General features: G+C 40.1%; 20 protein-coding genes and 1 tRNA gene. 12 read left to right on the top strand and 9 right to left on the bottom strand.

The window, feature by feature from the left end; genetic code table 11:
- Positions 1–49: 49 nt before the first annotated feature.
- The 6 genes from trxB to K3T81_RS15435 all read left to right on the top strand — a co-directional run bounded on the left by trxB (position 50) and on the right by K3T81_RS15435 (position 5,537).
- Entirely contained in the window at positions 50–1,003 is a 954-nt protein-coding gene (trxB, locus tag K3T81_RS15460; protein WP_106897333.1) for a thioredoxin-disulfide reductase, read from the top strand.
- Between the two features lie 788 nt (positions 1,004–1,791).
- Complete coding sequence (locus tag K3T81_RS15455; protein ID WP_106897332.1) at positions 1,792–2,250, top strand: NUDIX hydrolase; 459 nt, start codon at positions 1,792–1,794, stop codon at positions 2,248–2,250.
- Positions 2,251–2,279: 29 nt separating this feature from the next.
- On the top strand, positions 2,280–3,164 hold the full coding sequence (gene rapZ / locus K3T81_RS15450; protein ID WP_106897331.1) for an RNase adapter RapZ: 885 nt from the start codon (positions 2,280–2,282) through the stop codon (positions 3,162–3,164).
- Position 3,165: 1 nt separating this feature from the next.
- Entirely contained in the window at positions 3,166–4,119 is a 954-nt protein-coding gene (locus K3T81_RS15445; protein WP_238020942.1) for a gluconeogenesis factor YvcK family protein, read from the top strand.
- Between the two features lie 67 nt (positions 4,120–4,186).
- Positions 4,187–5,137, top strand: a complete 951-nt coding sequence (gene whiA, locus K3T81_RS15440) for a DNA-binding protein WhiA (RefSeq protein ID WP_238020940.1) — start codon at positions 4,187–4,189, stop codon at positions 5,135–5,137.
- 148 nt (positions 5,138–5,285) lie between these two features.
- A complete protein-coding gene (locus K3T81_RS15435) occupies positions 5,286–5,537 on the top strand; it encodes an HPr family phosphocarrier protein (protein ID WP_106897328.1) in 252 nt (83 codons plus the stop codon).
- 160 nt (positions 5,538–5,697) lie between these two features.
- Here K3T81_RS15435 and clpP read toward each other — a convergent pair whose 3' ends face one another.
- From clpP to K3T81_RS15405, 6 genes are all read right to left on the bottom strand, one after another.
- Positions 5,698–6,306: an ATP-dependent Clp endopeptidase proteolytic subunit ClpP gene (clpP, locus tag K3T81_RS15430; RefSeq protein ID WP_259343651.1), complete on the bottom strand. Its 609-nt coding sequence runs from the start codon at positions 6,304–6,306 to the stop codon at positions 5,698–5,700.
- A gap of 384 nt (positions 6,307–6,690) precedes the next feature.
- Positions 6,691–7,596, bottom strand: a complete 906-nt coding sequence (nikC, locus tag K3T81_RS15425) for a nickel transporter permease (protein ID WP_161465025.1) — start codon at positions 7,594–7,596, stop codon at positions 6,691–6,693.
- A 35-nt stretch (positions 7,597–7,631) separates the two neighbouring features.
- Positions 7,632–8,636: an ABC transporter permease gene (locus K3T81_RS15420; protein WP_058950492.1), complete on the bottom strand. Its 1,005-nt coding sequence runs from the start codon at positions 8,634–8,636 to the stop codon at positions 7,632–7,634.
- Between the two features lie 63 nt (positions 8,637–8,699).
- Positions 8,700–10,340, bottom strand: coding sequence for an ABC transporter substrate-binding protein (locus K3T81_RS15415; RefSeq protein ID WP_238020938.1), 1,641 nt, complete (start codon positions 10,338–10,340; stop codon positions 8,700–8,702).
- A 50-nt stretch (positions 10,341–10,390) separates the two neighbouring features.
- Entirely contained in the window at positions 10,391–11,371 is a 981-nt protein-coding gene (locus tag K3T81_RS15410) for an ABC transporter ATP-binding protein (RefSeq protein ID WP_238020937.1), read from the bottom strand.
- Positions 11,340–12,371 (bottom strand): ABC transporter ATP-binding protein, encoded by a 1,032-nt coding sequence (locus K3T81_RS15405; RefSeq protein ID WP_238020936.1) that lies wholly within the window; start codon positions 12,369–12,371, stop codon positions 11,340–11,342. The genes K3T81_RS15410 and K3T81_RS15405 overlap by 32 nt, the downstream gene beginning before the upstream one ends.
- Positions 12,372–12,541: 170 nt before the next feature.
- On the opposite strand from K3T81_RS15405, the gene K3T81_RS15400 reads away from it, so the two are divergent.
- Positions 12,542–12,617 (top strand) — tRNA-Arg (locus tag K3T81_RS15400).
- A 185-nt stretch (positions 12,618–12,802) separates the two neighbouring features.
- On the top strand, positions 12,803–13,255 hold the full coding sequence (gene tnpA / locus K3T81_RS15395) for an IS200/IS605 family transposase (RefSeq protein WP_238020934.1): 453 nt from the start codon (positions 12,803–12,805) through the stop codon (positions 13,253–13,255).
- Between the two features lie 178 nt (positions 13,256–13,433).
- Here tnpA and K3T81_RS15390 read toward each other — a convergent pair whose 3' ends face one another.
- Positions 13,434–13,946, bottom strand: a complete 513-nt coding sequence (locus K3T81_RS15390) for a shikimate kinase (protein ID WP_238020926.1) — start codon at positions 13,944–13,946, stop codon at positions 13,434–13,436.
- A 183-nt stretch (positions 13,947–14,129) separates the two neighbouring features.
- On the opposite strand from K3T81_RS15390, the gene aroD reads away from it, so the two are divergent.
- Both aroD and K3T81_RS15380 read left to right on the top strand, forming a co-directional pair.
- On the top strand, positions 14,130–14,885 hold the full coding sequence (gene aroD, locus K3T81_RS15385) for a type I 3-dehydroquinate dehydratase (protein WP_238020925.1): 756 nt from the start codon (positions 14,130–14,132) through the stop codon (positions 14,883–14,885).
- A gap of 19 nt (positions 14,886–14,904) precedes the next feature.
- Positions 14,905–15,822, top strand: coding sequence for a fumarylacetoacetate hydrolase family protein (locus K3T81_RS15380; protein WP_238020917.1), 918 nt, complete (start codon positions 14,905–14,907; stop codon positions 15,820–15,822).
- 143 nt (positions 15,823–15,965) lie between these two features.
- Here K3T81_RS15380 and K3T81_RS15375 read toward each other — a convergent pair whose 3' ends face one another.
- Entirely contained in the window at positions 15,966–16,832 is an 867-nt protein-coding gene (locus K3T81_RS15375) for a YitT family protein (protein ID WP_238020916.1), read from the bottom strand.
- A gap of 146 nt (positions 16,833–16,978) precedes the next feature.
- Entirely contained in the window at positions 16,979–17,362 is a 384-nt protein-coding gene (locus K3T81_RS15370; RefSeq protein ID WP_106897319.1) for a ribonuclease HI family protein, read from the bottom strand.
- A 347-nt stretch (positions 17,363–17,709) separates the two neighbouring features.
- Between K3T81_RS15370 and K3T81_RS15365 the strand changes: the two genes are divergently transcribed.
- Both K3T81_RS15365 and K3T81_RS15360 read left to right on the top strand, forming a co-directional pair.
- Positions 17,710–18,060 (top strand): DUF485 domain-containing protein, encoded by a 351-nt coding sequence (locus K3T81_RS15365; protein ID WP_238020914.1) that lies wholly within the window; start codon positions 17,710–17,712, stop codon positions 18,058–18,060.
- Entirely contained in the window at positions 18,057–19,586 is a 1,530-nt protein-coding gene (locus tag K3T81_RS15360; RefSeq protein ID WP_238020905.1) for a solute symporter family protein, read from the top strand. The genes K3T81_RS15365 and K3T81_RS15360 overlap by 4 nt, the downstream gene beginning before the upstream one ends.
- The last annotated feature ends 97 nt before the right edge of the window (positions 19,587–19,683 follow it).

Here is a 19,683-nt window from a genome sequence, read left to right as displayed (position 1 = left end):
TTATAAGCTTGATGTGGCTAATTAATAGAAGGAAAAAGGGGCGATAGATATGTCCGAAGAACGTATGTATGATGTGATTATCGCAGGTGCTGGTCCTGCAGGAATGACTGCAGCGGTTTATGCATCTCGTGCAAATTTACAAACGCTTATGATTGAGCGTGGGATTCCTGGTGGTCAAATGGCCAACACGGAAGACGTGGAAAACTATCCTGGCTATGACCATATTTTAGGCCCGGATCTATCCAATAAGATGTTTGACCATGCAAAGAAATTTGGTGCTGAATACGCTTATGGTGATATTAAAGAGGTAATTGACCATGGTGATTATAAGACTGTTGTTGCTGGTAAAAAGGAATACAACACAAGATCACTAATTATTACCACTGGTGCACAGTACAAAAAACTTGGCATTCCTGGTGAAGAAGAATTAGGTGGACGTGGTGTCTCTTATTGTGCTGTTTGTGATGGGGCATTCTTCAAAGAGAAAAACCTTATCGTAATTGGTGGCGGAGACTCTGCAGTCGAAGAAGGTATCTATCTGACACGATTTGCTGATAAAGTTACCGTTGTGCATCGCCGTGATAAATTACGTGCGCAAAAGATTCTTCAAGAACGTGCGTTTGACAATGATAAAATTGACTTTGTCTGGAACACTGTTGTCGAAACCATTAATGGTAAAGATGGAAAAGTAGGTAGTGTAACATTAAAAGACACGCTTACTGGAGAAGTTAAAGAAGAAAACATTGATGGGGTCTTCATTTATATTGGTATGGTACCTTTAAGTGAGCCATTCAAATCACTTGGTATCACGAATGAAGAAGGCTATATTCCAACGAATGAACACATGGAAACAAATGTATCTGGTGTTTTTGCAGCTGGAGATATTCGAGAAAAAACACTTCGACAAATTGTGACAGCTACAGGAGACGGAAGTGTAGCTGCCGAGGCTGCTATTAAGTATGTTGAAGACCTTCAAGAAGCATTGAAAACAACGCAATCTTAGTATTGTTAAGTTATCTTTACTAAGAAGTAACTGCTTTTTAACGCTGCTGTAATACGCACGCAATAAAAATGGGGTACACTATAAATAACTAATTGACCCCCTTTTAATAGATAGATTAGTTTCTTGCACAGGTGCAGATGCACCTGTGTCTTTTTTTTTACTTAGGAAAGCATAAAATTTTAACAAGAAAGCAAATTCGACGCAGTTGAAATTTTGAGGTTCCAAGTATAAGAAAAACGTACACATTAGCTAAAGGACGAGCGAATGCGGGTTTTTCTAATGTATGTTTGGTTATCCTAAACTTGATTTCAATTTAGGCATGTCTACTCAATAGTCAGTCCCGGTCTCTTGTCGAAAGTTGACCGATTATATAGATGTAGCGATTGGTAAAACCTTTACCTTGTTGGAATGATTTTTTTCATTGTATAATAGAAGAAGCGTGTTTTAAGAAAAGCGGAGGTCGCCCGTACGAGGGAACGCCGACTAAAGAACGACCCGTCCTGGGTCAACGTCGGCATGACCCGGATCCTCCGGGCCTACGTAGCAAATGGAGCAAATTAACTGAGATAAAGGAATCACGATGAGGTGACGAATCGCTGATGACTTATTGTAAGGCGATTTGCGAAGTTACATAGTTTCTGGGCGTCCAGAGCTAGACAAAAAAAGCGGAGATTGCCCGTTAAGGAACCCGACTAAAAAACGCTCCGACCTAGGTCAATGTCGGGATGAACGGATTCTCCGAGCCTAACAACATCCTCTTAAAAGATACGGAAAGAGGCGAATACAGAATGCAACGTGTAACCAATTGTATTGTTATAGAAAATAATCATGTTTTGTTAATAAAAAAACCAAGGCGTGGATGGTACGCAATACCTGGTGGGAAGATGGAAGCCGGGGAATCGATAAAAGAAGCAGTCACCAGAGAATACTGTGAGGAAACAAATCTCCATCTACAGAATCCTGAACTTGCAGGTATCTTCACCTTTTCGGTGGATACAGAAGATACTTTCATTCAGGAGTGGATGATGTTTACCTTTGTAGCATATGCATATAATGGAGAACTGACAGATAGCAGTCCAGAAGGTGAGCTAGAATGGGTTCCATTGGAGAAAATAGAACAATTACCAATGGCAGAAGGGGATCGGAAAATCTTTCAACATGTCAAACGCTCACAAGAGTTGTTATACGGCGCTTTTACATATACGGAGGATTATCAACTTCTTGATGCCCGGTTGGATCCATCCTAGGAGCTAATTCTGAATGGAGGAGATTGCAGATGGAAAGTAAACATACCGAAACGTCGCTGGTTATTATAACAGGCATGTCTGGTGCTGGGAAAACAGTAGCTATTCAAAGCTTTGAAGATCTAGGATACTACTGTGTGGACAATTTGCCACCAGCTTTACTGCCGAAATTTCTCGAATTAATGAGGGATTCAAGGAATAACATTCGTAAAGTAGCGCTGGTTATGGACTTGCGTGGCAGAGAGTTTTTTGACTCCCTGTTTGAAGCTTTAGACGTGCTAGGAAAAGAAGACTGGCTGGAAGAGCATATTCTTTTCCTTGACGCGAAGGATGAAAAATTAGTTAGCAGATATAAAGAAACGAGAAGAGCGCATCCACTGGATGTTGGCGGATTGCCATTGAATGGAATACGTCAAGAACGGGAAATTCTTGACCAACTAAGAGGAAGAGCACAACGTATAATTGATACGACTTCCTTAAAGCCAAAGGAATTACGTGACAAAATTGTTCAAAAGTATACGGAAGAAAAACAAGAGATTTTCTCTGTGCACATGGTATCTTTCGGGTTTAAATATGGCTTGCCAATCGATGCAGATTTAGTCTTTGACGTACGTTTTCTTCCTAATCCACACTATGTACCAACATTACAGCCACTAACTGGATTGAATAAAGATGTTTCTTCCTATGTTTTCAAATGGTCTGAAACGCAGGTATTTAATGAAAAGGTACTTGATCTTCTGCAATTTATGCTGCCACAGTATAAAAAAGAAGGAAAATCTCAGCTTGTCGTAGCTATTGGCTGTACAGGCGGACAGCATCGTTCCGTGGCCCTTTCTGAGTTTTTTGCCAATGAATTGTCATCTGCGTATATAACGCATGTAACCCACAGAGATATTGACAAAAGAAAGGGACATTAATATGACACAACAAGCTTTACCAAAGGTTGTCGTTGTTGGGGGCGGCACAGGGATGCCGGTCCTTTTACGGGGATTAAAGAATTTACCAATTCATCTAACTGCGCTCGTGACGGTAGCCGATGACGGTGGGAGCACAGGAAGACTAAGATCTGAAATGGCGATCCCTGCACCGGGAGATATTCGCAATGTAATTGCAGCTCTTTCAGATGCCGAGCCTATGCTTATTGAGCTATTTCAGCACAGATTTAATGCAGGAAATGGCTTATCAGGTCATTCAATGGGAAACTTGTTGTTGGCAGCCATGACTGCCATAACAGGTAATTTTAATACAGGGATAAAAGAGATTTCCCGTGTACTGAATGTGAAAGGGAAGATCTATCCTATCTCTAACGATAATATGTCACTTCACGCAAAGATGAAGGATGGAACCATTGTTTCTGGGGAATCGAATATTCCATTATCCAATAAACAAATTGATCGGGTGTTTTTAAGTCCACAACCGGTCCAGCCATTGCCAAACGCAGTTAGAGCGATTGAAAATGCTGACCTTGTCGTGATCGCTCCAGGAAGCCTATATACAAGTATTATGCCGACTGTCATTATGCCAAAGATAGATGAGGCAATTCGCGAAACAAAGGGAAAAGTTGTCTATGTCTGTAATGTCATGACCCAGGCCGGAGAAACAACTGGTTACACTGCTTCCAACCATGTACAGGCTATACGGGACCATATAGGAGAGGATAGTGTAGATGCTATCGTCGTACATAATGAGCCAATCGTTCGTTCCGTTCGGGAAATCTATGCGGAAGAAAATGCTGAGCCGGTTATTTATGACACAGATCAACTTCTTAAAATGGGTCTACAAATTATTGAAGGGGATATTATTAACCATTCCCAGAAAATGCTGAGACATGATAATTCAAAAGTAGCACAGTTGCTTTTTTCGATTTTATAGAGAAATTTCAGCAGATAGTAAACAAAACCAGCAAAAGTAATTGGGAAATAGAGAGGGGGGATACCCAATGTCATTTGCATCAGAAATAAAGAAGGAATTAACAGCAATAGAAGTGGATGAATGCTGTAAAAAGGCAGAATTAGCCTCACTCATTCGAATGAATGGTGCCATTTCCTTATCAAAACAAAAATACGTGCTCGATGTACAAACAGAAAATGCTGCGATTGCCAGGAGAATTTACACCTTAATTAAATCCCTCTATCATCTGCCTGTCGAACTACTCGTGCGCAAAAAAATGAAGCTAAAAAAGAATAATGTTTATATTGTACGGATGAAGGAAGAAGTACAGGACTTACTTATAGATCTAGAGATTTTAACAACGAAGCATACATTTAGTAGGTCCATTTCTAGCAATTATATGAAGAAAACGTGTTGCAAGAAATCCTATTTGCGTGGTGCTTTCCTTGCAGGTGGTTCGATTAATAATCCAGAAACGTCTTCTTACCATTTGGAGATATTTAACTTTTACCAGGAGCACAATGATGCACTTTGTGAGCTTATTAATGAGTTTGGGCTTCATGCAAGAATGTTAGAGCGAAAAAATGGCTTCATTGTGTATATTAAGGAAGCAGAGAAGATAACGGAGTTTCTAAGTATCATTGGGGCACATAATGCTTTATTTAAGTTTGAGGATGTCCGAATTGTAAGAGATATGCGCAATTCTGTTAATCGTCTCGTTAACTGTGAAACCGCAAATCTAAATAAAACCATTGGTGCTGCATTCCGTCAGATTGAAAACATTAATTTAATTGAGCGGACTGTAGGCTTAGATCAGCTACCAGAAAAATTACGTGAAATTGCTGTATTGCGTGTGCAACATCAGGATGTTTCATTAAAAGAGCTTGGTGAACTAGTAAGCAGTGGCAAAATTTCTAAATCTGGCGTTAATCACCGACTGAAGAAAATAGATGAATTTGCTGAAAAAATTAAGCGTGGAGACCTATTAGAGAATGGGTAAGGATTTTCTTTTTTAGGTCTCCATGATATAATACGAATAATTTAAAAAATTTAAAGATATAATGCTTTATAGATCCGGTATGGAGGATGCCAAACCGGATAGTTTTTCACTTCAAATGATAACGCTTACGTAGAGAAGGGTGATGGCGATGCAGGAGAAACAAGTTAAGGTGGAATTACCAACAGGATTGCAGGCAAGACCAGCTGCAGAATTTGTACAACTGGCAAACCGTTTCAGTTCTCATTTGTATTTAGAAAAAGAAGGCAAGCGGGTAAATGCTAAAAGTATCATGGGCTTAATGAGTTTAGCCGTTGCCAGTGACGAGGAGATTATTATCTTTGGTGATGGAGAAGACGAAGAAAAAGCTATCCAAGAGTTAGCTGCCTTTGTAACAGAATAAAATCCCTTTCTTAACGAAAGGGATTTTTGTATCCTAGGGATGATAAAATGCTTGTTTGGAGCAAGTACGGTTCAATTACTGTTTTGACATCCTATGTAAAAGAAAAATGCCCACTATCGCTACAAGATGAGCGAAGGTGGACATTTTTAATTTCCAGAAATTATTTATCTGTATTACGTTCTAAAATTTTGTCAATTAGACCATAGTCAACTGATCTTTGAGCTGTCATAAAGTTATCGCGATCTGTATCACGCTCAATAACTTCAATTGGTTGTCCAGTACGTTCAGATAGGATTTCATTAATTTTCTCACGCATTTGAATGATACGTTTCGCATGAATCTCAATATCAGTAGCTTGACCTTGCGTACCGCCAAGTGGCTGATGAATCATAACCTCACTATTAGGAAGAGCATAACGTTTTCCTTTTTCACCAGCTGCAAGTAGGAATGCTCCCATTGATGCTGCCATCCCAGTACAGATTGTAGAAACATCTGATTTGATAAACTGCATTGTATCAAAAATAGCCATACCCGCTGTGATTGATCCACCAGGTGAGTTGATGTATAGGGAAATATCTTTCTCAGGATCTTCTGCCTCAAGGAAAAGCAATTGTGCTACGATTGAATTTGCTACATTATCATCAATCGCGCTTCCCAGCATAATAATGCGGTCTTTTAATAGACGTGAGTAAATATCATAGGCGCGTTCTCCACGATTCGTTTGTTCAATAACTGTAGGAATTAAATTCATTTGTAAATCCTCCTTCAATTGTTTCACTTTTATCCATGTTTTGGATTGGATATACTTATCATACCTAATAGGTCAAAAAAGGTCAAATAAAATAGTTCGACAGGTTTCACCTTATTAGTAGAGCGGTATGTATTCCGCCTTTACTGGCTTAATACCCCCACTTTAAAAAGGCAGTCGAAATCCATCATACAAAGTGGGGGCAACTGCCAGAAAAGGTCCGATTCGTTCAAACTAACATTTGGTAGGGAAGATAGGGAACCCCCTCATCAAATGAAGTTTCACTTTATACTCATTCCATCATTCCCTTATTCTCAGGAAAATAAACCCATCTCCTCATCGTGATATTGCATGGGTACGAAACGATAGAGAGATGAGTAGATCTTAATTCACGTTGTCATAAAATTATTGTTTTAATCGGGGATCTAGGGCATCCCTTAAACCATCGCCAAATAAATTAAAGCCAAGGACGACTAAGAAAATTGCAAGACCAGGAAAGGCAACAACCCAAGGAGCATTTTGAATCGCAGCTCGACCATCACTTAACATTGCACCCCATTCAGGTGTTGGCGGCTGAGCACCAAGACCAAGGAAGCTTAAACCAGCTGCATCCAATATGGCAGTCCCAACGCCGAGTGTAGCCTGTACGATAATCGGTGCAACACAATTTGGAAGGACGTGCTGTATAAGAATCCTGCCATGTTTAGCCCCAATTGATTTCGCTGCCTCAATATATTCATTCTCTTTGATAGATAACACTGCCGAACGTACAATCCTCGCAAATTGTGGAATTCCCACAATACCAACCGCAATCATAGCATTTTGTAAACTCGGTCCAAGTACAGCAACCAATGCGATTGCCATAAGAATGCTTGGGAATGCCATCATAATGTCAATAAAGCGCATGACGATTTGATCAATCCAACGTCCATAATAGCCAGCGATTCCGCCAAGTAAAACACCAATAGCGAGTGAAATACTTACCGCAATGACTCCAATCTGGATAGAGATCCTTGTCCCATAAACAATCCTAGAAAAAATGTCTCTGCCAAGTTCGTCTGTTCCGAGTAAATGGTCTGAGGAGGGGGCCTGATAGCGATTGACGATATCTTGGGCAGTTGGGCTATGTGTAGCAATTACAGGTGCTAGAATAGCAGTTAGAACAAGTAACACAATGATAATCACACCGATAAGGGCTGTTTTACTCTTTATTATTCGGAACCCCGCTTCAAGCCATAAGGGAATAGGTTTAGAAGCTTTTATGGATTCTCCACTGGCTGTATTTGTTACGGGTTCAGGAGTGCGCGCCATCGTAATCACATCCTTTCAAATGTCCTGCAACGCAATTATTCATAACGAATCCTCGGATCAAAATACTTGTACAGGAGGTCTGTTAATAAGTTAACGAGCACAAATATCGTTGCCACAATTAAGATCGTGCTTTGCACAACGGGATAATCCCTTCCTAAAACGGCCAAATATACATATCGTCCGATGCCTGGCCATGAAAAAATCGTTTCAGTAAGCACGGCTCCTCCTAGCAATAGACCGAATTGCAATCCGATAACTGTAAGGACAGGAAGGAAGGCATTTTTTAAGGCATGGTGAAAGATAATCAATCGTGTTTTTAATCCCTTGGCATCTGCGGTACGAATATAGTCTTGTTTCATCACTTCCAACATGCTGGAGCGTGTCATTCGTGCAATAATAGCCATGGGTATGGTCCCTAATGCAATGCCAGGCATTAGTAAATGTAAAAAGGCATCTTTAAATGCACGGAAATTCCCTGTCAAAAGACTATCTAGCAGATAGAAATTTGTTATGGTATTCATTTCGATGCCTGGTGTCAGTCTGCCAGAAGGTGGGAGAATATTTAGTTTGACGGAGAAGAACCAAATCATCATAAGACCAAGCCAGAAGATGGGGAGTGACACACCAAATAAAGCACCTGTCATACTGATGTTATCAAACCAGGAATATTGCTTTACTGCTGCAATTACACCTGCGAGAATACCGATGCTGACAGCAAGTAACATAGCAAATAAGGTTAGCTCTACAGTTGCTGGTAGCTTATGTAACAATTCATATCCAATGGATTCCTTTGATTGGATAGATTGTCCCAAATCTCCCTGAAGTATATCCCCTAAAAAACGGCCGTATTGAACAATGTACGGATCGTTCAGCCCTAGCTCTTGGCGTAACGCACTCAATTGCTCCTCTGTTGCCTTTTCTCCAAGCATACTACGTGCAGGATCGCCAGGAATTAAATGAATGAGTGAGAACGTAATAATGGAAACACCAATAAGAACAGGGATGAGCATCAGCAAGCGTTTGGTAATATATTTCAGCATCAAACACACCTCCTTTTATTGGGAGTTGTGCCGTTGTAGCTCCACGGCACCACTCCTGTTACATTACTCTTGAATATCAAGCATATTAAAAGGTTCACTTCCAGTTGAGTGTGGCACATAATCAACCACTTTGCTGTTTGCTGCAATTGGCGGTGTTGTATGGGCAATTGGGAACCATGGTGCATCCTCATGAATTAATTCCTGTGCTTCCAAGTATAATTCTGTTCGTTTTTCTTGGTCCATTTCGGTTTGGGCTGCCTTCAATAAATCATGGACTTCATCACTCTTATAGAATGCAATATTTCCAGCTGAACCCATTTTTGCATTGTCCTTATCGAGTAAAACATAGAGGAAATTGTCTGGATCTCCGTTATCGCCGGTCCAGCCTAAAAACGCCATGTCATGTTCGCCATTTTCTGTTAGAGACAAATGTGTGTCCCAATCACTTTCAATGACCTCGACATTAATATTTACTTCTTTCAGCATTTCTTGGATTGCTTGTGCACTTACTTTAGGTTGAGGCATGTATGGTCTTGGGTTAGAGAACGTATTTAATGTAATATCAAAACCATCAGCGTAGCCTGCTTCAGCGAGCAATTCTTTCGCTTTTTCTACATCGTATCCATAGTCTTCAATGTCATCATTATATCCCCATAATGAAGGTGGAAGAGGGTTTTTAGCAGGCTTGCCAATTCCTTCGTAAAGGGAGACAAGCTTTTCTTTATCGATAGCTAAGTTAATCGCCTGACGGACAGCCTTTTCAGCAAGTGGACCCTCTTTATCCGTGTTCATCGCCATATAACTAATATTCATGGATGGGCGCTCGATAATCTGTAAGCTTTCATCAGCATCTATCGTTTGAATATCCTGAGGGTTTAAGCCTGTCATCATATCAATGGAACCTGACTGTAGTTCCATAAAACGCGCACCATTATCAGGAATTGTACGGAAGATTACTTTATCTACCTTTGCTGCATCTCCAAAATAGTCATTGTTTTTTGTAACCGTAATGCTGTCATCCGGTACCCATTCGCTGAATACAAATGGTCCTGTTCCAACAGGGTTTTTGAAATAATCTTCTCCATGTTCTTCAACAGCTTTAGGGCTCGCAATTCCAAAAGGAGGCATTGCAAGGGTTTGTAAAAATGGAGCATTAGGCTCACTTAGCGTGAAGGTTACCTCGTAGTCACTCGTAGCTTCCACGGATTCTATAATCCCACCTAAGTCTTCTTCAGAAGCTCCGAACATGTAGCCGTAATAAATATATTCAGCAGATGTAGCCCAACGCTCGAAGTTAAATACAACGTCTTCTGCTGTGAAATCATTTCCGTCATGGAACGTTACATCATCTCTAAGCTTAAAAGTCCAGGTTAACCCGTCTTCACTAGGCGTCCACTCTGTTGCTAGTGCAGGTTTTACTTCCGTACTGTCTTCCTTGTAACGTACAAGTGTGTCATAAATTTGATTCGTAACATAGATTGATTCGCCATCGGTTACTTTTGATGGGTCTAATTGAATGGAATCCGCGCCACGGCCGAATATGAGTGTTTTTTCACCAGCTACATCTTCTGTGCCATCCTCATTTGCTGATTCCACATTGGATTCTTCATTACTAGAATCCGTGTCATCACCAGTACACGCACTGACAGCAAGCAGCATTGCAAACAACAAGACTAGTATTCCTAACCATTTTTTGTTTATCACTATTTATCCCCCTCGTATGATTTCTTTCAACGTTTCTAGAAGCAGTATGATTAATTCACCACCTCCTTTGCAAAGTGGCAGGCAGCCATTTGCCCTGTTAAAGACACTTGTTTCATAGTTGGCTTTTCACTGCGGCAAATTGCTTCTGCGAATGGACAACGAGTATGAAACTTGCACCCTTTTGGTGGATTCGCTGGTGATGGCAGATCACCTTTTAAGATGATTCTCTCCTTTTCTTGATGAGGATTTACTTTTGGTACAGCAGATAGAAGTGCCTGTGTATAAGGATGTTTAGGAGATTGATAGACTTCAGCTGCATCTCCAATCTCCACAAGTTCACCTAAATACATAACCGCCACTCGATCACTTATATGATGGATTACACTTAAATCATGGGCAATAAAAATGTACGTTAGTTTAAACTCCTCTTGAAGTTCTTCTAACAAGTTTATAACTTGTGCTTGAATGGATACATCTAAGGCGGAAACCGGTTCATCACATATGACAAGCTCAGGGTCTAGTGCCAAAGAACGGGCAATCCCGATACGTTGCCTCTGTCCGCCACTAAACTCGTGGGGATAGCGAGATTTGTGATAGGAACTTAAGCCAACTACATCTAGTAAGCGGTCCAGTTTTTGTTTACGTGCTGCTTTTTCCATCTGAAATATTTTCATGGGCTCCGTAATGATCTGCTCAATTGTCTTCCTTGGATTCAGGGAAGCATAAGGATCCTGAAAAATTAGTTGCATTTCCTGTCGTAGCTTTCGCATACGTTCACCACGAAAAGCCGTTATATCCTCTCCTTTATAGATGAGCTGTCCCTCTGTTGGTTCAGTCAATTTTAAAATAGACCTACCTGCAGTAGATTTGCCACAGCCACTCTCCCCAACTAGGCCCAGTGTTTCTCCTGCTTTTACATTGAAAGAGATTCCATCCACAGCTTTTACCATGTCTTTATTACGTGAAAATAGCGAAGTACCATTTATAGGAAAATGTTTTTTAAGATTTTTCACTTCCAATAGGGGTTTCATTGAAGGATTCCTCCTCGCTAATAACTTTGTCATGAAGGAAGCATCTAACTGCATGGTTATCTTCTACATTCTTTAACTCGGGATCTGCATGCAGACAGCTCTCCATTGCAAATTTACATCGTGGTGCAAAATTGCAGCCAGTAGGGAGAGAACGCAAATCAGGTGGCATCCCGGAAATAGCTTCAAGTTTTTGCTTCTTTTCCGTGATTTTAGGAATCGAGTGCATGAGACCAAGTGTATAAGGGTGTTTTCCATTATCGAATAACTTTTTTGTCTCCGTGTACTCTGCTGGCTTTCCAGCGTACATTACCATCACCCTGTCACAAACTTCGGCAACCACTCCAAGATCATGTGTAATCATAACGAGTGCCATATCGAGTTCTTTCTGCATTTTCTTAAACAACTCCAAAATTTGCGCTTGAATGGTCACGTCTAAAGCGGTAGTTGGCTCATCTGCAATAAGCAGAGAGGGATTACATGATAAAGCAATTGCGATCATAACCCGTTGCCTCATTCCCCCGCTGAATTCATGAGGGTAATTACGAATTCTGTTTCGTGCATCGGGAATTCCAACGAGATCTAGTAACTCCAATGCCCGATCAAATGCCTGTTTTCTAGTTAGCTTTTCATGTGCCAAAATGGTTTCAACCAGCTGTCTTTCTACGGTAAGAACTGGGTTAAGGGAAGTCATCGGATCCTGAAAAACCATTGCAATTTCCTTCCCACGTAAGGCTCTCATCTCCTTGGGTGATTTTCTTAATAAGTCTTCTCCCTTAAATAAAACCTCTCCGTCCACAATCCGGCCAGGGGGAGAAGGTATCAGTCCAAGAATAGATAATGCCGTGATACTTTTTCCAGAACCGGATTCGCCAACTATTCCTAGTGTTTCTCCAGGTTTCACAGAAAAGTCCACCCCGTCAACTGCCTTCACCACACCGGACTTGGTAAAAAAATGTGTATGCAGGTTTCTTACTTCAAGAAGTGATGAATCAATTTGCATAGGACTCCTCCTCATAGATTACTGCTAATAAATTATATGAAACATGCCCATGATTTAATAACTTACTAGTTGAAAAACAGTACTTTCGTGCCTTTTTTTTATAAAAAGCTTGTATCTAATATTCAGGGGCGTTATAATAGCCTATGTGTCTTATTTGAAAAATAGAATTTGCGCCCGTAGCTCAGTTGGATAGAGCACTGGTTTCCGGTACCAGGTTTGTCGGGGGTTCAAATCCCTCCGGGCGCGCTATAAAAAGAAAGAGACAGCTCTTGGAAAATCCAAGAGCTGTCTCTTTTTTATTTACTGGTTTTAAAACCACAGGCTCTGCCTGTGTGAGAATTAAACTTGTAGAGTTGTAACAGAAAAAACTCCTTTCGGTATAATAGAGTTGGCCGTCAAACCGACTCTATATACAGAAAGGAGATCTACTCATGTCGAGTGACAATAGTTTATCACACACCCGATGGAATTGTAAGTATCACATCGTCTTTATACCCAAGTATAGAAGGAAAGTAATTTATGGCAAATTAAGAAGAGACATCGGGGTGATCTTAAGGCGTTTATGTGAGATGAAAGATGTAGAAATTATCGAGGCTCATGCTATGCCCGACCACATCCATATGCTGGTGAAAATACCACCAAAGATGTCAGTATCTTACTTTATGGGTTACTTAAAAGGTAAAAGCTCTTTAATGATTCACGACAGACATGCAAACCTGAAGTACAATCATGGGAACCGCACATTTTGGGCAAAAGGTTACTATGTCAGTACAGTGGGGCTCAATCAAAAAACGGTGGCAAAGTACATTCGTGAACAGGAATCTGAGGATAGACTACGAGACAACATGAGTAAACGTGAATACGTCGATCCATTTAAAAAATAGATAGGAATATAAACGGTTGACGGTCAATTTCGAAGCCCCTTTAGGGGCCTCGTTGGTAAAGTGCCCTTATAGGGCGAAACTAAAACCGCCCGTTTTACGGGCGGATAGTTACTTTATCTTCGTTCAACTAACAATCAGTAGGGGAAGAATGAAAACCCCCACTGATTGAAGGTTCACTTTATAATAATTGTATTATTTCGTCGGCGGCTTCGTCGATGGATAAATGGTCCGTGTTAATTTTCAGATGGTATTCCTGGTAGATTTTTTCTCTAGCATGAAACAGAGTTTTCATTTCATCAAGGCTCTTCCCTTGTAGCACGGGTCTTGTCTCGATGAGTTGTTCACACCGATCGACCCATTTATCCCAGGATAGTTCCAAATGGATAACATAACAGGATGCCATACAAATTTCTCTCACTTCTGGCTGCAGAAATGCTCCGCCTCCTAAAGATAGAACCTTCTTTTTTTCCTGACTATAGGATTGAATCATTACTTTTTCTTTTTCTCGAAAATATTCTTCGCCATATTTACGAAATATTTCCGGCACAGGAAGCTCATGTGCTTTTTCAATCTCTGCATCGATATCGATAAGCTGTCTCCCTGTTTTTTTCGCTAAGGCTTGTCCTATAGATGTTTTTCCGACCCCCATAAATCCAGTTAAGGCAATGCTTTTCTTGTCTTCTCGCTCCATGGTCACCCTCATTTCGCAATGTAATTAATTTATTCTAGTATAGGGGAAAGATATCATATTGTAACGTTGTATGGTAAGAGAGTCACTTTTTTATACTTTAAAGAGACAGCTAGTAAATTATCTGAAAATGTTGGGCTAAAAATGATAGAATAGTTATAGAGAAATACTACTGGAGGATAACAAATGAAACCAATAAAGGTAAAACACATTACAATAGGAGAAGGGACTCCCAAAATAATAGTTCCTATTATGGGAGACTCTGAGAGCGAATTACTGGAAGAGATCGATTATATTAAAGAGTTGAATCCGGATGTTATCGAATGGCGGGCAGATGCTTTTAAAAGAGTGGCAGATTACGCTGCAGTAAAGCATATGCTGAGCCTAATTCGAGAGAAGGTACCTAACACACCACTTTTATTCACCTTTCGAACCGAACAAGAGGGCGGTAATTGCCCTATGCCCTTAGTCGACTATTTTAATCTAACAAAAGTTGTACTTGATACAAAACTAGTAGAACTCGTAGATATGGAATTACTTACAGATGAAACCATGCTACGAGAAATGATGAACCATGCAAAACAGCAAGGCGTAAAGATTATCCTGTCTAACCATGAATTCACCCACACGCCTGCAAAGGAAACCTTGCTTTTTCGTTTGCAAAAAATGGCCTCACTTGGTGCGGATATTCCTAAAATTGCGGTGATGCCACAGACGGTGAAGGATTTGTTAACACTATTGGATGTGACCCAGGAGGCGAAGGAATCAGGACTGCCTGTCATTACTATGGCGATGGGGAAACTAGGTTTATTAAGCCGTCTGTCCGGAGAAATTTTTGGAAGTGCTGCTACGTTTGCTGCTGGAAAGCACCAATCTGCACCCGGCCAGATCTCCGTCTCACAACTAAGAGAGGTGCAAGACATTATCCATCAACACTCCTAAATTATAAAGAGGTGAGAATATGAAACTTGTTAGCTATAGAAAAGGAAAAAATAGCCCATTTCGGATTGGGGCAATGTTAGATAAAAAGAATGTATTGGACCTGGAGTATGCATTTAGACAAATGGAGATGGCAAATGGGGGAGAAGGTACAGAGAACTTTCCAGCAGACCCAAATGCCTTTTTTCTAGCTGGGCCAGATGCAATAGAACTAGCAAAACAGGCTTTGGACTTTGTTGAACGTACGCACGTTGAGCGATTACAGTTTGATAGGGAAGAGGTCGAATTGGGTACGCCTATTTCGCGACCTGGAAAGATCATCTGTGTTGGGAAAAATTATGCTGAGCATGCAGCAGAAATGAAAAGTGACGTACCAGACTACCCTGTATTATTTGCCAAGTTTGCCAATACATTGATTGGGCCAGAGGACGTTATTATAAAAAGCCATTTAACAAGCAAGCTTGATTATGAAGCAGAATTGACCATTGTTATTGGGAAAGAAGCTTCCAATGTACATAAAGAAAATGCTGGTGAATATATTCTTGGCTATACTATTGGAAATGATATTTCTGCTCGAGACCTACAAAAACGCACACCACAATGGTTGCAGGGAAAAACCCTTGACCGTAGTACACCTGTCGGGCCATGGATTGTGACAGCGGATGAGATTACTGATCCGGCTAATCTGGAAATAAAGTCATTTGTGAATGGGGAGGAACGTCAATCATCAAATACGAGGCATCTTATTTTTAATATTCCTTACCTAATTGAATTCATATCCTCAATTATGACATTAGAGCCAGGTGACATTATCTTGACTGGTACTCCGAATGGTGTCGGTTTTGCTATGGACCCACCAGGTTTTCTAAACGGCGGTGATACAGTTACCGTCGAGATAGAGAACATAGGAAAAATAGAAAACCGGGTTGAAAATAGATAATAGAGTTAATACTTTTTTCGCATCAGGGAGAGAGAAGTTGATAATAAAAGCCAAGCGACTATAATACATCGCTTGGCTTTTATAACTATTTTGGGATTTTAGAATTATCATGTTAAGGAGTGTTCTAGTAAGCTTTTTGTAAATTAGTGACCTACGCTTTTGAATCTTCCTCCATGAACTTCTTGCGTATCCATTATAGTCGTAAAGGCCCCTGGATCAATACCATGTATAAGAACTTTTAGCTTGGCCACTTCAAGTCTAGTCACGACTACGTAAATCACTTCCGTATCAGTTTCCTGGTAGCTGTTTTGACCATACAGCTTGGTTACGCCTCTTCCAAGTGTCTCTCCTATTTCATCAGCAATCTCGCCTGTTAAATTGGAAACAATTATGGCTGCTTTTGTTTCATTAAATCCTTGTCCTACTGCATCGATTGTTTTGGACGCAATGTAATAAGTTAGGATGGAGAACATTGCTTGTTCCCAGCCAAGCACAAATCCTGCCCAGAGAAAGATAAAAATGTTAATAAACATCACAAATTCACCGACTGAGAATGGGATTTTTCTCGATAATATAATACCCAGGATTTCTGTACCATCCAATGCACCGGAGTTGCGGATGACAATCCCAACACCTGCCCCAAGTGAAAGACCACCAAATACTGTTGCCAGCAAAGTGTCATCTGTTATGGGTGCTACATGGTGTAAGGATGACTCAACGATAGCAAGGGCGAGAATGCTAAATAGTGAGGAAAACAGAAAATCCTTCCCGAGTCGTTTTAGTCCGGCATACAAAAAAGGAATATTGATAAGTAATACAAGCACCCCGAAGCTAAAACCGCTTAAATAGTTGATTAACAGGGAGGTACCGATAATCCCGCCATCAATAATTTCATTAGGGACGAGAAAAAGCTCAATAGAGGCTGCTGCTAATGCTGCGCCAATGAAAAGCATGAAGTACCTCATGATAAGATGAGGAATACTCTCTTTCTTTCTTCTACGGTGTGGCATGAACTAAACTCCTTTATTTATAGTATTTCGCTTATCCAACCTTAAATAGCAGTAAGACCACAATTTAAGAATGCAATCGGAATCAACTGCCAGTAAAGGTTCAAATCGTTCAACTAACATTTGTAGGGATCGGCCAAATGTTCGTTTTAATTTATAGCTTGCTTGGCGAGTCTGTCTGCATGATAGTTTTGCTTCTCGGGTATCCATTTAATAAAAAAGTAGGGAAACGTAGCAGATTTTTGGACAATGGTTTCTAAAAATGGCTTATAGCTTTGGTTGCGTGTAAAGTTCTTTTCCACAACGTCCACCACCAATTTCGAATCAGACCTAATTGAAATAATCTCATTAGGAAAATTCTCCTCACAAATTTCCAAAGCTTTTATTACTGCGAGAAATTCTGCCTCATGATTGGAAAGTTCTCCTAAAGGTATCGCATACTCAAATTTAGTTTTTCCTTGTTTTATGTAGATACCTGCACCGCTTTTACCTGGGTCTCCACGAGAAGCGCCATCTGTATAAACTTCTATCATACATTCATCATCCTTACTAATGTTTTAGTGGCTATATAATCGACAACCTTTTGTGAAAATCCCTCGAAACCGCCATATTTAACTATACCAAATTAAAACGTGATTTTCAGATTTGAAGTATGGAATAAGGTACTAAGGTACGCTACTATGGTTTCTATTTATTCTTCTGTTCATAAAGTTACCATTTAAGACAAACTTCCTCTAGTCCAGCAACTAGCCTACGACTATATTACCAATTTAATGAAAATTCCCAAAATTTATTGAATGTTAATTAAAATTAGTATACCATTTATTTAATCAAATCATGCTTGTACTCGTATGGAGCATGTAATCAAGGAGGAAATAGGATGAGTTATGAAAGCGGATACAAACACGAAGATTTTACAGAAGGTAAACCAGACTATCAGAAAATCGCCGAAAGTTCTTCATTTAAGAATTTACTTGCAAAGCGCAAAAGATTCATTGTCCCGTTAACCATTACATTTTTAGTGTTTTATTTTCTGCTCCCGATTTTAACCTCTTACAGTACTTTTTTAAATTCTCCAGCGATTGGTGACATATCTTGGGCATGGATTTTTGCATTTGCGCAATTTATTATGACGTGGGTGTTTTGTATTATCTATGTTAAAAAATCTGCGCATTTTGATAAACAATCTGATGAAATAATAGCTGACCAATTAGGGGAGGGGAAAGAATGAACGGAACGGTTGTGACACTTTTTTTAGTAATCGTCCTCACTACATTGGTTATTACTTATTTTGCGGCTAAAAAGACTCAAACTACTGGTGATTTTTATACAGCAGGTGGCGGATTAACCGGTTGGCAAAATGGACTTGCTATCGCTGGAGATTATTTGTCTGCAGCTTCCTTTTTAGGTATTGCTGGTGCCATTGCGCTTTATGGATTTGATGGTTTCTTTTACAGTATTGGCTTTTTAATAGCGTACTTAGTAGTTATGTTTTTAGTAGCAGAGCCTTTGAGAAACTTAGGTAAATACACACTTGCTGACATGATAAATGCGAGGTTTGATGCAAAAAAGGTAAGGGGAATTGCTGCCCTAAGTACGCTTACGATTGTTATATTTTATATGATTGCGCAGCTCGTAGGGGCAGGTGCGCTCATCCAACTATTATTCGGGATAGATTATTGGATTGCCGTACTAATAGTTGGGGTGATGATGACTATTTATGTATTATTTGGAGGCATGACTGCAACAAGTTGGGTTCAAATTATTAAAGCGGTATTATTAATGATTGGTACTGTTATTATTGCTTTTATGGTACTCGCAAAATTTAACTTTAATATACTTGGAATGTTTAGTGAAATGAAAACAGCGACGAGTCATGGGGCCGATTACTTAAAACCAGGGCTAAAGTATACCGTTCCTTTGGACACGATATCCTTAATGTTGGCACTTGTATTGGGGACTGCTGGTTTACCTCATATCTTAATGCGTTTCTTTACAGTGAAAAATGCTAGAACAGCAAGAAGCTCCGTCGTTACCGCTACATGGGTTGTTGGAATTTTTTATATACTAACGATTTTTCTAGGGTTTGGGGCAGCTGCTTTTGTGGGCGAGGAACTTATAGCTGCAGCTAATCCGGCTGGTAATATGGCAGCACCTTTATTGGCTGAAGTACTTGGTGGTAATTTGTTAATGTCATTCGTTTCAGCAGTAGCATTTGCCACGATACTTGCAGTTGTTGCAGGGTTAGTTTTGTCAGGAGCTTCTGCATTTGCGCACGATATTTACGGACAAATTATAAAAAAAGGAAATGCAACGGATAAGCAGCAAATGCTGGCAGCACGGTATGCCTCTTTAGGTGTTTCTATCTTTTCCATTCTACTTGCATTATTTGCTCAAAATATGAATGTCGCCTTTTTAGTATCGTTAGCGTTTTGCGTGGCGGCAAGTGCGAACTTACCTGTTATTCTTTACACGATATACTGGAAGCGTTTTAATACAAGTGGTGCTGTAACAGCGATGGTATTAGGGTTAGTTTCTGCGTTAATTTTGGTGGCAATTAGTCCAAACGTTTTTTCCCCCATCGAAGGTGCAGCGCTATTTGTAGGAGAACCTATCTTCTCGTTAACTAATCCGGCTATAATATCTGTTCCATTAGGTTTCTTAGGGGGGTATTTAGGGACAGTATTCTCTAAAGAAGTTGACTTGAAACGGTATGCCGAAGTCCAGGTGAAAGCAAACACAGGGTATCGTGAATAGTAGAGAGAAGTGTTGAAAGCATATTCAGGTTAAACACCTATATGAAGTGTAAGCGTAGAAGGAACTGTGATTTTATGGCAAAATAAGAGTTGGAGTA

It is taken from the genome of Oceanobacillus jordanicus (genome assembly GCF_022095695.1).
GTDB classification, from domain to species: domain Bacteria; phylum Bacillota; class Bacilli; order Bacillales; family Amphibacillaceae; genus Oceanobacillus_B; species Oceanobacillus_B jordanicus.
This window is presented reverse-complemented; position numbering and strand designations above follow the sequence as displayed.